This is a genomic window from Vibrio sp. B1FLJ16 (assembly GCF_905175385.1).
GTDB lineage: Bacteria > Pseudomonadota > Gammaproteobacteria > Enterobacterales > Vibrionaceae > Vibrio.
In genome coordinates this window covers 1,545,219-1,560,529 of sequence record NZ_HG992750.1, presented here as the reverse complement: position 1 = coordinate 1,560,529, position 15,311 = coordinate 1,545,219, and the positions used below count along the sequence as shown (strand labels likewise).

General features: G+C 45.4%; 8 protein-coding genes. 7 read left to right on the top strand and 1 reads right to left on the bottom strand.

Translation table 11 applies throughout. From position 1 onward, the window contains the following. Window positions 1-374 precede the first annotated feature (374 nt). Entirely contained in the window at window positions 375-3,083 is a 2,709-nt protein-coding gene (gene malT, locus KHN79_RS20985; protein WP_182010766.1) for an HTH-type transcriptional regulator MalT, read from the bottom strand. 716 nt (window positions 3,084-3,799) lie between these two features. On the opposite strand from malT, the gene KHN79_RS20980 reads away from it, so the two are divergent. The 7 genes from KHN79_RS20980 (at window position 3,800) to KHN79_RS20950 (ending at window position 15,311) form a co-directional block, all read left to right on the top strand. Beyond that, entirely contained in the window at window positions 3,800-6,253 is a 2,454-nt protein-coding gene (locus KHN79_RS20980; RefSeq protein ID WP_182010767.1) for a glycogen/starch/alpha-glucan phosphorylase, read from the top strand. A 134-nt stretch (window positions 6,254-6,387) separates the two neighbouring features. Then, window positions 6,388-8,568 (top strand): 4-alpha-glucanotransferase, encoded by a 2,181-nt coding sequence (gene malQ / locus KHN79_RS20975; RefSeq protein ID WP_182010768.1) that lies wholly within the window; start codon window positions 6,388-6,390, stop codon window positions 8,566-8,568. Window positions 8,569-8,815: 247 nt separating this feature from the next. Continuing rightward, window positions 8,816-11,020 (top strand): 1,4-alpha-glucan branching protein GlgB, encoded by a 2,205-nt coding sequence (gene glgB / locus KHN79_RS20970; protein WP_182010769.1) that lies wholly within the window; start codon window positions 8,816-8,818, stop codon window positions 11,018-11,020. Between the two features lie 145 nt (window positions 11,021-11,165). Further along, complete coding sequence (gene mtgA / locus KHN79_RS20965; RefSeq protein ID WP_182010895.1) at window positions 11,166-11,852, top strand: monofunctional biosynthetic peptidoglycan transglycosylase; 687 nt, start codon at window positions 11,166-11,168, stop codon at window positions 11,850-11,852. 140 nt (window positions 11,853-11,992) lie between these two features. Then, window positions 11,993-14,056 carry an alpha-amylase gene (locus tag KHN79_RS20960; RefSeq protein WP_182010770.1) on the top strand — a complete coding sequence of 688 codons (2,064 nt, stop codon included), beginning with the start codon at window positions 11,993-11,995 and terminating at the stop codon, window positions 14,054-14,056. 153 nt (window positions 14,057-14,209) lie between these two features. Then, the gene (locus KHN79_RS20955) at window positions 14,210-14,572 is read left to right on the top strand and encodes a YkvA family protein (RefSeq protein WP_182010771.1); all 363 of its coding nucleotides are present in this window, start codon (window positions 14,210-14,212) and stop codon (window positions 14,570-14,572) included. A 220-nt stretch (window positions 14,573-14,792) separates the two neighbouring features. Then, on the top strand, window positions 14,793-15,311 hold the full coding sequence (locus KHN79_RS20950; protein ID WP_182010772.1) for a DUF6795 domain-containing protein: 519 nt from the start codon (window positions 14,793-14,795) through the stop codon (window positions 15,309-15,311).

Sequence of the window (15,311 nt, the reverse complement as noted above, 5' to 3'; positions counted from 1 at the left end):
GAGGGTCACCTAGCCAACTGACGTTGTTAGTGAATATAGATTGTTCACGATATATATAAGCCAATCGCGGTCATTGCGGTTGGCTATTTTTTTGTCTAAACCTCTCCCTCGTTTACACACTACTGTTTCGTAAATTCAGCCAATAATACCAATCGTAGTAAATAACGGGTCATTCTAGCTTGCTAAAATACTCGTTAACGTCGTTAAAAATTTTGATTGTAGAATAACTACTTACCAAAAATTTTTGCCTTGTTATCAAGCATTTTTTCTACGCTATTTCTGATCACTTATTTACTGTGATTGGTATAAAAAAGGGCCGACTTTACAAGCCAACCCTTGATTCACTAAATTTAACCACGAGAAGTCAACAGACCCTAGTAACCCATTAGTTGCAATAGGTTTTCTGCGGTGACAATCGCTTCCTTACGGTTAGCAATATTCAGCTTCTGGTATAGGTTGCGAATATGAGTCTTGATCGTCGTACCTGCTACATCAAGTTCTTGGGCGATTTGCTCGTTACTAAATCCGGAGTAAATCAAACCGAGTACTTGCCATTCACGTTGAGTTAACGGGCTGGTACGGACTAGCTCTGGCACATTAGGGTGGTTCACCAGCTTTTCAATGAACTCTTCATCAAAGTGAATCGAACGGCTGCGCTGATTAGATGAGATGTCTTTCATCAGTTGCTGTGCACGGTGACGTTCTAGATCGCCTAACTCATGACGCAGGCTGAGTTTCTCTAACAGCCCGCCGATTGTTGCACCATCAATCAGGAAGTTGCCAACCATACCCGTCTGGTTAGTCATTACTAACGCTTCTTTTAGCAGAGATTTGGCTTTTTCTTCATCTTTCTGACGAGCAGATAAAACGGCTTCTACCACTAAGTTACGGTTGGTATCAGTCACTAAGTGGCTCTGGCTTGCTTCACTTTGTAGGAAGTTCAACGCCTGGCGAGCTTCTTCATACTGGCCCAGATTAATATGTGCACGAACGATGTTACGCCATTGTAACTGACAGAAGTGGTTGCATGCTGACTCTGGTCGAACCGCACTGTTTAACCATTCTTGTATTGCTTCTGTATTTCCCCGGGCTTGCCAGAAAAGGATCAGCGACAGGGATGCATTAGCGGTCCAGTCGACATGATAAGTAGACTGTTTCATCAGGTGCTGAATGTGCTCGATAAATTTCCCGGCTTTATCGAGCTCTCCGCGTCCTACGGCGATACGGGCAAGCATTGAATAGCTGTGTAAGTGCTTACTTGGAGAATGGCTCTCAAGGATCTGTAGCCCTTTGTGAGCGCACTCTTCTGCTTCATCCAGACGGTTCCAGCACCAGAGTACCTGAGCGCGAATACGCAGCAAGAACTCGTGAAGAGGAACATGCTGTAGCTGATGTTCTTCAATTAAGCGGAAACCCGAATCTTGCACTTCAAAAGCGGCCTGGACGTAGCCCTGAGCAATTAATATTTCACTTTGCTGCAAAATTGCCCATAACGCCTGGTGGTAAACTTGGTACTGACGAGCCAACTTCTCAGTTTGCTGCATCATCGGTAGTGCGCGATCAAGCTTGCCCAGTACGTGGTTTACTTCACCGACAACGGACGTTGCGACGATTTGGCTGCGATAGTTCGTATGGTCTAGTTTGCTGAGCGCAAGTTCTGCTAACTCAAGTGCTTTTTCTGGTTGGTTGCTGTTCATTGCAACCTGAGCAAGTAACGCATTGGCTTGGCCTTGATAGCCGACATCCAGCTCAATATTGCGCTTATTATGTTCGGCTTCCGCTTCTTCAAGTAGCTGACCTACCTGATTGTAACGGTGCTGACTCTGCGCCAGCCATGCACGAAGCATGGTCAGCTTCGGATGGCTGAACAGCAGTTCTGCATCAAGCTGATGAATCGCGTTTTCCAGCGTGCTTAACTCGCCTTGGTTAAACATTTTCCAGCCAAACTCATTTAGAATTTCGACAACCAGATCTTTATCGTTTGATTTTTGTGCATGGTGAATCGCCTGGTGCGGCGATTTTTGTTTTAACCAGGCCAGAGCGGCATTACGGTGCAGATCTTTTTCTTGCTGAGGAATCCGGGCTTGACGTTCGTGAGATAAAAACTCTCCGAATAAATTGTGGAACCGGAACCAGTTATGTTCGCCCTCAAGAGGGTAGATAAACAAGCCGTAGCGGTTCAACGATTCAATCATACCAAGTGCATCTTCGCGCTGAGTCAAAGCAAATACTAACTCATCGTTGAAATGATCTAATACTGAGACTTGCATCAGGAAGTGACGAGTTTCGTGATCGAGAAGATCAAAGACTTCTTCTACCAGGTAATCCCATAAATGCGCGTGGTTGAACTGGGAAACTGACTCAACAGTTTGCGCCAGGCTACGTTTTTGATGCTGTGCCTGCAATGCGATAAGTTGCAGTGCAGAAGGCCAGCCTTCAACATACGTTCTCAGGCTGTTTGCCATGTCTTCATCAATACCATCAGCGATACGCTGGTTAAAGAAACGGGTGGTTTCTTCCGTATCGAACGCCAGCATTTCGTTACCGATTTCAATCATCAAATCGCGCACACGAAGATTCGCCGTTCCGAGTGGTGGCATAGCACGACTGGTAACAACGACGGTCAGGTTATCTGGCATGTGCTTTAAGAAAAAGCGCATGGATTCATGAATTTCATCATTAGTGATCAGGTGGTAGTCATCAAGAACGATGTAACATTCCTGGTGAAAGTCAGCCATTTCCGCGAAAAGCTCACTATATAAAGAGCGCAAAGAGGAAATCTGACGCTTTTCTGCCAACTTTTGAGCATTAGCGCAACTGAAATTGGTTGCTTTGTTCAGTGCCTGTAACAGGTAATTGACGAAACGAAAGCCATCATTGTCACTATCATCAATGCTGTACCAGCCAACATTAGGCTTATCTGACAGCCACTGTGCTGCCATCGTCGTTTTACCGTATCCGGCAGGAGAGCGAAACAAAACCAACTTGTAATAAGGCGCTTGTTGCAGTAAGTCCAGCACTCTTGGACGCACAATAGCGTTGTGTAACCGACCAGGTCGAGTGAGCTTAGATGGAATCCACATTAGTAATTATGTCCTTAATTTATGTATACCTAAATGACTTCAAGGTCCTTATACCAATCTAAATAACGACGGAATCATTCTTACTGAACGATACAGCTGAACTTGTTTTCAGCGGTCCATGTCAGTTAGTCGGCTCTGGCTCATAGAGCGTGTAAGCGCTGTAATGGCGTATACAGAACGGACTTCAAAGTTACTTAGGTATAAAAGCTAGCGATAAATGGATAAAGATTATAAGTTTTGCAAAACGTTTGGGATGGTACGACATCAGAAATGTAGCTTACTTTGATCCACTTCCTAATTCCTTGTGGAATTGAGAAATGATACTAACTACGCCCTTGTTTTGTGATTTTTATCACGAAAATGCACTCTGAAGTCATTGCCAAGTAATTTGTCTGCACGATATTTGGAAGAGTTTCATCTTTCTCAATCGGGTTATTGTGATCGCTAAGACAAATTTTACAACCTAACTATTTCGTGCTCTAAAAAGTGTCATGCGTAAATCTCAGACTATTCTCACAATTGCACGTGATCTAAATCACTATCAACTGACGCAGTTTCAGCTTTGTTGAGATTTAGATCACTAACCGTTCGCGGTAACCCCCTCTACTCCCCCATTCCTCCTCCTTCGAAGGAGGAGAATTGGGAGGATGTTTATTCACACTGCTAAATGCACGATGTATGGCAGATGAATTACTAAAAGACGTGAGAATTTCTTAATGAAACCTACACAACAGAAAAATTTTGACAAAAAGTCGTTCCAAGACAGCGTAAAGAAACACCTTTCAGTAACTTACGCACACACAGTAGAAAACGCAGATAGCCGCGCATGGTACCTTGCAATGGGTCGCGCATTGGCAGAGCTAACTACTTTTGATTTGCTTGCTACTGAAGAAGATCCAAAAATCAAAGGCGCGAAGAGCGTTAACTACCTGTCGTTAGAATTCTTGATCGGTCGTCTGACTGGTAACAACCTAATCAGCATGGGTCTGTACGAGCAAGTAACAGAAGCAATGGCCGAACTTGGTCACAGCCTGACTGACCTTCTTGAAGAAGAACGCGACCCGTCACTAGGTAACGGTGGTCTAGGTCGTCTGGCAGCATGTTTCATGGATTCATGTGCAGCACAAGAATACCCAACAGTGGGTTATGGCCTACACTACGAGTACGGTCTATTTAAGCAATCATTCAAGGATGGCCGTCAGCAAGAAGCACCAGATGCATGGTGTGGCGTTGAAGGTTACCCGTGGGAAGTGGCTCGTCCAGAACTTGCTCAGGAAATCGGCTTCTACGGTCACGTTGAAGTAGTGAATGAGAACGGTAAAGAAGTTCGTAAATGGGTTCCTGGCATGACAGTAAAAGCGATGCCTTGGGATCTACCAATCGTAGGTTACGAATCAGACACGGTTTACCCGCTACGTCTTTGGGAATGTCAGGCAATTGCACCATTCTCACTAGAAAGCTTTAATAATGGTGATTACTTCGAAGCTCAGCACGCACTGATCGACGCAGGTAACATCACTAAAGTGCTTTACCCGAACGACAACCACGAGAAAGGTAAAACACTTCGTCTAATGCAACAGTACTTCCACTCTGCTGCATCAGTACGTGATATTCTACGTCGTCACGAAGCGGCGGGTTACACACTAGCAGACCTACCTAAGCAAGAGACGATTCAGCTTAACGATACGCACCCAACAATTGCGATTCCTGAGCTAATGCGCATCCTTATGGATGAGAAGGGTCTGACTTGGGAAGCGGCTTGGGAAATCAGTTCGCACACATTTGCGTACACTAACCATACGCTACTTCCAGAAGCACTAGAGACATGGCCAGAGGCGCTAATGCAGCACCTACTTCCACGTCACATGGAAATTATCTTTGAAATCAACCACCGCTTCCTGCAAGAAGTTCGTGCAATGTGGCCTGGTGACGGTGAGAAGCAAGCTAAGCTTTCTATCATCGAAGAAGGTTTCCACCGCATGGTGCGCATGGCTAACCTATGTGTAATCGGTTCTTACGCAGTAAACGGCGTGGCAGCACTTCACTCTGAATTGGTTAAGAAAGACCTATTCCCTGAGTTCCACGAAATGTACCCAACTCGTCTACACAACGTAACGAACGGTATTACTCCTCGTCGTTGGTTGAAGTTCTGTAACCCAGGCCTGTCTCAGCTAATCACAGATAAGATTGGCAACGAATGGCCAGCGAAGCTTGAGCAACTTTCAGGTATCGCGAAGTTTGCAACTGACGAGAAATTCCAAAAAGAATTCATGGCAGTTAAGAAAGAGAACAAAGAGCGCCTGGCTAACTGGGTGAAAGAGCACATGGGTATCGAGCTAGATACAAATGCAATCTTTGATGTTCAAATCAAGCGTCTGCACGAGTACAAGCGTCAGCACTTAGACCTGCTACACATCTTGTCTCTGTACCACCGTATCCTTAACGAGCCTGGCTTCGAGTGCACACCACGTGTATGTATCTTCGCAGCGAAAGCCGCTCCTGGTTACCACCTGGCGAAAGAAATCATCTTCGCGGTTAACAAGATTGCAGAGAAGATCAATAACGATCCTCGCATCGGTAACAAGCTGAAAGTGGTATTCATCCCTGACTACCGTGTGAGCATGGCTGAAATCATCATCCCTGCGGCGGATGTATCACAACAGATTTCTCTAGCGGGTAAAGAAGCTTCAGGTACTGGTAACATGAAGATGGCGCTTAACGGTGCCCTGACTATCGGTACGATGGATGGTGCGAACGTAGAGATCCGTGAAGAAGTGGGTGACGAGAACATCTACATCTTCGGTCTGGATGTTGAGGGTGTGAAAGCAACTAAAGCTGCTGGCTACAACCCTTACAACTACTACAATGCGGATCACCTGCTGAAAGCATCTATGGATCTTCTGACAGGCGAAGAGTTCACTCCGGGTCAACCAGGCCTGCTGCGTGCAACATTCGATAGCCTACTAGATGGCGGTGACCCATACCTATGTCTTGCAGATTTCGCATCTTATGTGAAAGCGCATGAAGATATGGGCCAGCAATACAAAGACCAGGCTGGTTGGGCTAAGAAAGCCATCCTTAATACTGCCCTTGTTGGCAAGTTCACATCAGACCGCTCAATCCGCGACTATGTGAATAACATCTGGAAACTAGAACCGGTTCACCGTTAATAAATAAGTTAAATACCCAAGGTAGCCAAGCGCTACCTTGGGCAATTTATAACTATTAGTTTTTGATAACTCTAAGTTTTTATAATAAATAAAACCCTACATGGAAGGTGTTTGCATTACCTTCGGAGAAAGCGATGAAAGAACAAACAGCATTAAAGAAAGTCGCGGCAATGGCGAGATTGGCTGACAGCTACGTGAGCGCCTGGGGAGATGAGGCAAAAGTTTCTGATGAGACTCTGACCCGCTTACTCGCTTCACTTGGCTACGATACAAGCAGCGACGAAAACCTTTTAGCTTCTGCTGAAAGAAAACATAAGAAAGACGTACTAGCCCCTGTTCTTGTTCTGCGCGACGGCGACCCTGTCGAAGTAGAACTAAACCTAGGTACGAGTGCTCGTGAGAGTGAATTCAGCTGGCGTTTAGAAACAGAGCAAGGAGAGGTACTTGAAGGCTATCTTCAGTCTCAAATTGTTCGTGATGAACGTGCTGAGGGTGGCCCTCTAGTGTTTGCATTGCCAAAGAATCTGGCATGGGGTTACCACAAACTGATCATCGAGCGTAAGCGTCGTAAAACACCTTACGAAATGTCACTGATCATCACACCGAAAGCTTGTTACAAACAAGATTCGCTAAACCAACACAAAAAGCTTTGGGGTCCGAGCATCCAGCTTTACACACTGCGTACTCAGCATAACTGGGGTATCGGTGATTTCGGCGATCTTAAGCAACTGGTTAGTGATATCGCATCGCGTGGTGGTGACTTCATTGGTTTGAACCCGATTCACTCGCTGTTCCCGGCTAACCCAGAAGGCGCAAGCCCGTACAGCCCGTCTTCTCGCCGCTGGCTGAACATCATGTACATTGATGTGGTTTCAGTACCAGAATTTGCATTAAGCGCTGAAGCGCAACAACAAGTTGGTTGTGCTGAATTCCAGCAGCGTCTGCAAAAAGCTCGCGACTCACACTGGGTGAACTACACAGAAGTGTCTGCGCTTAAGATGAGTGTACTACCGCTTCTGTTCAGCGAGTTCAAAGCGCGTCATCTTGACAAGAATACCGATCGTGCACGTGCCTTCTTAGAGTTTGTTGAGAAGGGCGGCGATAGCTTGTTACACCAAGCGGCATTTGATGCTATTCACGCTGACCTGCACGCTGAAGATTCAAGCATGTGGGGCTGGCCTGTATTCCCTGAGAAATACCGCACGTTTGAGTCTGCTGGAACTCAGAAGTACATCAAAGACAACAAAAAACGCGTTTACCTGTACATGTACCTGCAGTGGATCGCTGATGACCAAATCAAAGAAGCGCAAGTACTTGCTGAAGAAAAAGGCATGTCTGTTGGTCTGTACCGTGACCTTGCAGTAGGCGTTGCGGACTCTGGCAGCGAAACTTGGGCTGACGAAGGTAACCTGGTTCTGGACGCAAGTATTGGTGCGCCACCAGATGTTTTAGGTCCTCTGGGTCAAAACTGGGGTTTACCACCGCTAAACCCACAAGTACTGGAAGCAACAGGTTACGATGCTTACATCAAGCTACTGCGTGCAAACATGAAGCACTGTGGTGCGTTGCGTATTGACCATGTACTTGGCTTATTGCGTCTGTGGTGGATTCCAAAAGGTGAAAAAGCGACTGAAGGTGCTTACCTGTACTACCCGGTAGAAGATATGCTGGCAATTCTAGCACTTGAGTCACATCGTCATCAGTGTTCTGTTATCGGTGAAGACTTGGGTACTGTGCCAGATGAAATCGTGGATATCCTTCGCGATGCAGGCGTGCACTCTTACAAAGTATTCTTCTTCGAAACATCAAAAGAAGACGGTGGTTTCATTTCTCCGAAGCACTACGCTGAGCAGTCTATGGCCGCGCTTTGTACTCACGATATGCCGACACTACGCGGTTTCTGGCACTGTGATGACTTGAAAATGGGGCGTGAGATTGGTCTGTACCCAGATGAACAGCAACTAGAAGGTCTGTTTGCGGATCGTTTGAAATGCAAGCAAGGTATTCTGGATAGTGTTCGCTGGCATGGTTACCTGCCAGAAGGCATCGGCCATGACGCACAGTACGTGCCAATGGATTCATTCCTGAGCGAAGCGCTTCAACTGCATGTAGCTGCGGGTGACTCTGCACTGCTTAGCGTTCAGCTTGAAGACTGGCTGGAAATGGATCAACCGGTCAACATTCCAGGTACAGTTGATGAGTATCCAAACTGGCGTCGTAAGCTGTCAATGAACCTCGATGAAGTGTTCAGCCGAGAAGATGTAAACCGAATTGCAAAACGTCTGACGGAAGTACGTGCTAAGGCAAGTAAATAAGAAAGATGTATTGAGTGATTTGTCTAAATGGGACGATTTCAAATTTGTTATCTTTCAGGTAAGAAACTTCCAACCAGGTCACTCATTCTTTAAGAACAATCCGTTAGGATGGAGTTCTATTATTATGCCCGCGATAATAGCGGGCATTTTTGTTTTTGAAGTCATTTGGATTTAGATGTTGGCTGGCAATCCAATATTTGCTTAAAATTTATCTGCTTACGGTGAATATTGGCTCTAGGGGGAAGAATTGAAAAACACCAAAACAAACAAGATAAAGAGAACAAAGAAAAAGTACGAACGCGCTTATGAACTGCTGGAGCAAGCCTCTTATGCAGATCCGTTCTCAACACTCGGACCGTTTATAGAAGATGGTGAGGGCTCTCTGAGAGTCTGGATGCCCGGTACAGACAAGGTAGAGTTGCTTATTGAAGGAGAACCTCGCATCGCGCTAGAGCGTGAAGGTGAGAGTGGTTTTATCCTAAAAGAAAAGCGCGATTTACACCTTACGCATTACCAATTAGCAGTAAGTTGGGATGAGGTTGAGCAGATTATTGATGACCCATACCAGTACCACAATATCTATCAAGAATACGAACATCTTCACACTCCTGTCGACATGTATCACTACATGGGAGCTCAGTTTGTCACACTCGAACGCGGCGGAGAAAATATCTCTGGTGTCCGTTTCCTCGTGTACGCTCCTCACGCCTCTGCGGTAAGCCTCATTGGTGGTTTTAACCAATGGGATGGTCGTCGCCACCCGATGCAACGTCTTGACTACGGAATCTGGGGTTTGTTTGTCCCTGGGTTAGAAGAAGGCGTACAGTATAAATTTGAACTCAAAGGTCCGAATGGGGAAGGGCTCCCACACAAGCAAGATCCTTGGGGTTTCTACTCAGAACAGTACCCATCATTCGCTTCCATTACCTATGATCACAGCCGTTACCAATGGCAGGATCAACAGTGGCAAAATCGCCCGGTAACGCAAAAGCGCGACGAAGCTTTGTCATTCTATGAACTTCACGCAGGTTCATGGAAACGCAACGAGCAGGGTGAGTTCCTGAATTACCGTGAGCTGGCTGATCAATTGGTGCCTTACTTAGTCGACATGGAGTATACCCATGTTGAGCTGATGCCAATCTCTGAGCACCCATTCTATGGTTCTTGGGGTTACCAGCCAGTAGGCATGTTTGCGCCAACTAGCCGTTACGGCTCTCCGGATGACTTTAAGTACTTTGTCGATGTCTGTCACCAGGCTGGTATTGGTGTTGTTCTAGATTGGGTTCCAGCCCACTTCCCTTCAGATGATCACGGTCTGGCTAACTTCGATGGTACACCGTTGTTCCACGATCCTGATCCTCGTCGCGGGTGGCACCAAGACTGGAACTCTTATATCTACGATGTCGGTCGTGAGCATGTTCGCCGCTTCCTAGTCGCTAATGCGCTTTACTGGTTTGAGCAATTCCATATAGATGGCATTCGTGTCGATGCGGTTGCTTCCATGATTTATCTGGATTACTCACGTAGCCATGATCAGTGGATTCCTAATATTGATGGTGGTAACGAAAACTATGACGCGATCGCAACGCTGAAGTGGATGAACGAGGAAGTTTACAAACACTTCCCTAATGCGATGACAATTGCTGAAGAGTCGACGGCATTCCCTGGCGTGTCAGCACCAACCTTTATGGGCGGACTAGGCTTTGGCTTTAAATGGAACATGGGCTGGATGCATGACAGTCTTTCATATGTTAAAGAAGATCCGGTTCACCGCAAATACCACCACAATACCATCACGTTCCCGCTTATTTACGCGCACAGTGAAAACTACGTGTTATCTCTGTCTCATGATGAAGTGGTGTATGGTAAAGCTTCTATCCATAATAAGATGCCGGGTGATGAGTGGCAGCAAACCGCGAACCTGCGTGCTTACTACGGGTATATGTACGGTCAGCCGGGTAAGAAGCTGAACTTTATGGGGGCTGAGTTTGGTCAGACTGCGGAATGGAACCATGATGATCAACTGCAATGGTTCTTGCTGGATTTTGAGCGTCACCAAGGCGTTCAGTCTCTGATTCGTGATTTGAACCATCTTTACCGCAATGATCCTGCTATGCACGACCAAGATTGTGAACCTGCGGGATTCGAGTGGCGTCTTCAGGATGAGGCAGATGCCAGTATTTTGGCTCATGAGCGAATCAGCCAGGATGGTGAGCGTATTTTGGTTGTTACCAACTTCACACCTGTACCGCACGAGAACTTCCGTTTGGGTGTTCCGAATGCAGGTAAATACCAGCTGCTGCTTAACACTGATGACAAAAAGTACCATGGTAGTGATTTTAATGTTCATAAAGACGTAGAGACAGAAAAGTTAGAAAGTGAGTCACTTCCTCAGTCACTTGGACTTCGCTTGCCACCGCTATCGACAGTGTTCTATAAGCTCGTTAAATAGGAACTTAAACTAACCCCAAGCCCGTTTTACATTGTAAATCGGGCTTTTTTTGACTTAGTTTTTACCTCACAAACTTGTTGTTCTTCACAAATTCGGTCAACCTGAACCCTAGCGATTACAGCTCTGGGTTGTTGGGAACTTGCAAATTTTGAGAAAACTGAAGCCATTCCTGTTGAAAATGGTGTTGATACTGATACTTGCCCCTGTTTTGTTAGTCGGGGTGGTAAAGTTTGTCGATCCTCCCGTTTGGGGATGGAAGCTGAGCCGTATGATTTCTCCGCCAGCGAACTATCCGGAACAAAGTCAACATAAGTGGGTGCCGCTGTCTCGCATTTCAGAGAACCTACAGCTCGCTGTGATTGCGACTGAAGACCAGAAATTTCCTGCCCACTATGGTGTCGATTTGGAGTCGCTGTCTGAAGTTATCGAAAATGCAGATGAAGATGGTCCTTCTCGTGGGGCAAGTACGATTACTCAGCAAACGGCTAAGAATGTATTTCTGTTCCCATCTCATTCCTATATTCGTAAAGCCTATGAGCTTTACTTCGCGCTGTTAATGGAAACGATGTGGAGTAAAGAGCGCATTTTAGAAGTCTACCTCAACGTGGTGGAATTTGGCCCCGGTATCTATGGCGCAGAAGCTGCCGCAAACAACTACTTCGGAATTCCGGCCAAGCAACTTTCTATGCATCAGTCGGCAAGGTTAGCTGTTGTGTTGCCGAATCCATATCGCATTAAGGTTCATCCGCAAACGTCTTACACAATTAACCGGGTCAACTGGGCAATGAAGCAAATGCGTAACCTTGGCAGCGTTGAGCTAGAGGAAAAATAATCTACGCCTCTGTAGAGTGAAAATGTGATTAACCCCGATGTTTAGGGCGTAGCCATTCAGAATGATGTGTTCAGTTTCTTATAGAGGCAATATTAGTGTGAATAAAATTATTAAAATCACACTAGCCAATGGACTGAACGATGAAACTGAATCTAGCCACTACGACTCTATTGCTGGTATCGGCACATGTGATTGCTGAACCTAATATCACCATATCGACTACAACCAATAGCCGCGATTTTCCTCTCAGTGCAGGGCAAGCTCTGATTGTGCCACTGACTAAAGATGGCTACACACTAAAGATTACGGGTATCGAAGGAAGTTGTAACGCTCCCGAAAATCAAAACGTAAAATTTAACAAGCCTATCTCTTTAAATTGCGGCAAACCCACAGAGCTACCGCTGAACATTCGCTTTACCGGTGATTATTCGTTCGCCTATGACGACGAAGCTAAAACACTGCTTTTCAAGCGGGAACCGAAGAAGACCGCAAAAAACGAGTTCAAACGTCCGGTTCCTCAAGTCCAATGTGAAGTCTACCAGGGTGGTGAAGTGTCCATTGCTCTGGGGGACAGTTTCCCTGATGGTACAAAATTACGAGATGCCTATTCCGGTCAGGTAGTTGAAGTTAAAGACCAAAAAGTATCTATAACATCTGACAAAGCTTCGGGCGGTATTGTATTGCTCGAACAGGTTAAGAAAACCAAAGAAGCGGTTCCGTTTGATTACCGAAATGCCAATATCTATTTTGTCATGGTCGACAGATTTAATAACGCTGATATTAGCAATGACCAAAGCTACGGCCGTAAAAAAGATGGCAAAGAAGAAATTGGCACCTTCCACGGCGGTGATCTGAAAGGAGTCATTGAGAAGCTAGACTACATAAAGAGTTTAGGTACCGACGCAATCTGGCTGTCACCTATAGTCGAGCAGGTACATGGCTTTGTCGGAGGCGGTGACAGTGGTTCTTTCCCGTTTTATGCGTATCACGGCTACTGGACACGCGATTTTACTAAGATCGATGAAAACTTTGGTGATGAAGCCGATCTAAAAATTCTGGTGGAAGAAGCACATAAACGCGGCCTCAAAGTTCTACTTGATGCCGTTATTAACCACACTGGCTACTCCACCTTAGCTGATCTGCAGTTTGATGGCATTGACGTTCTAAAATCTGGCGCTGACTTACCAAAGAGCTGGAGTGACTGGAAACCAGGGAGTGGGGAGAACTGGCACAGCTATCATCAATACATTGACTATCAAAGCCCGAACTGGATTAACTGGTGGGGCGGTGATTGGGTCAGAACAGGCTTACCTGGTTATCCTGTACCGGGTAGCAGTGATATCACCATGTCGCTCGCTGGCTTACCGGACTTTCTCACTGAGTCTGATCAAGCGGTAACGCCGCCCAAGTGGTTACTCGAAAATCCAGGGACCCGTGTTAAGGCCCGCGATAACTTCACAGTCTCAGATTATCTGATTGAATGGCAAACGGACTGGGTGAAACGCTTCGGCATTGATGGTTATCGTGTAGACACCGTCAAGCATGTCGAAGGTGAGGTATGGAAACGTCTTAAACAAGAAGCCACTGAAAGCCTGCAGCAGTGGCGAAAAGAGAATGGCAAATCAGGACAACCATTTTGGATGATGGGTGAGGTATGGGGGCACACTGCGTATCGTAGCCCATACTTTGACGATGGCTTCGATGCGTTAATCAACTTCGATATGCAGAAGAAACTCGATAAAGGCGCAGCCTGTTTCAGTCAGATGGCCGAGACATATATGAGCTACGCTGACACCATCGCCAATGAGAAAGATTTCAATCCTGTCAGTTATATGTCTTCTCATGATACCGAATTGTTCTTCTCACGTTTCAAAGACTACGCAATGCAGCGTAATGCGGCGAATGCATTGCTATTAAGTCCCGGAGCTGTTCAGATTTATTACGGTGACGAAATCGGCCGGAACATTGGGCCATATGCGGATGATTTCCATCAGGGGACGCGCTCGGACATGGTTTGGGAACTGAGTGCCGAAAAGCTGGCATTGCTAAAACACTGGCAGACGGTGGGGCAGTTCCGTAAAGCGCATCCGGCGATTGGAGCAGGAGTGCACAAAGTTATTGAACAAGACGGTGCGTATGTGTTCTCACGTCAGCTAGATAAAGACAAAGTCGTGGTTGCGTTTGTAGGCAGAGATGAGCAGTAAACGCTTTCCCGGATTGTTCAAAAGGTAGCACTAGTAAAATTAAGAGCATCCCTCCGGATTTAGGTTCGGGGTTTTTCTGTTTTCTTTATTCATCATACGTTCAGTTTCATGATTCTAATATGGGCGCTATAGTCATAAATATTGGAGGCAATAATGATGACACCCTTATTTATGAAACCGGCATCTGATGAAACGGTAAAAGTGCCAGATGAGAAAACGTTCTGGAATAAGATGAAAAAATCGGTGCTGAAAGTCGGCGAAGATTTTGCGGTACTGGGCATTAAATCCTGGCTTGCGATGACGGATTCCAACACTTCGGCTCGCCATAAAGCGATTCTCGGTGGTGCATTGGCTTACTTCGTTCTGCCAACCGACATGGTTCCAGATATATTAGCCGGTGTAGGATTTACTGATGATTTGGCAGTGTTAACACTGGCTGTAAACTCTGTCGGTAACGCAATTACGCCAGAGCATGAAAAGCAAGCCAGAGAGAAGATTCGTTCTATAGTTAAATAGAAACTATTAGAAGAATTTGAATATTTGCATTAAACCCTGGTGATTATGTCATCAGGGTTTTTTAGATCTTACTGGTAGGCAATGGTAATTAATGGTGATATGTAATTGTTATTTTTGATAATTCCCTGTACTCAGTGAATCGCTCGCATAATTTTCCCCTTGTTCTCGAAGGACTTAATTCGACAGTTTATATTGGAAGAAATTGTAATTCGTGATTGATATGAAACTTAGTATTTTGTTCATGCTTTTGCTTCTTTTTGTTTTTATGGGGAGTGGTCAGTTGAAAGGAAAAGAGAATTTTAAATATACACCAAACATTCATGGAGTGTTGAAGATGCATGGTGCACCGATACCACATCAAAAGGTGATATTAAAAGTAGGATTTCGTGGTCAGATTAGAGAGTTTAGTGATACAACAAATGAAAAAGGCGAGTTTAATTTTCATTCTATTCAAGAGACTAAAATTCTATCCCCAAGTTTTCTTGACCAAAAATATGTTGTTGTGTTCTTAAAAACCAACTTAGACAGCGGTGAAGAGATTACGATATGGGAATCGTCCATAGATGGATACGAAATTGATGATTTCGTCAGAGATAATATGGCGAACCTGACTTGTGAAGCCACGGACAAATTATCTTACTTTGCCTTTTCTTATAGTCGAAACAATGAGGCTGACACCTATGTTTATAGCCAATGTAAGCTTTTTGGTTACGTTGATACTGGTATTTATGAGGAGTAG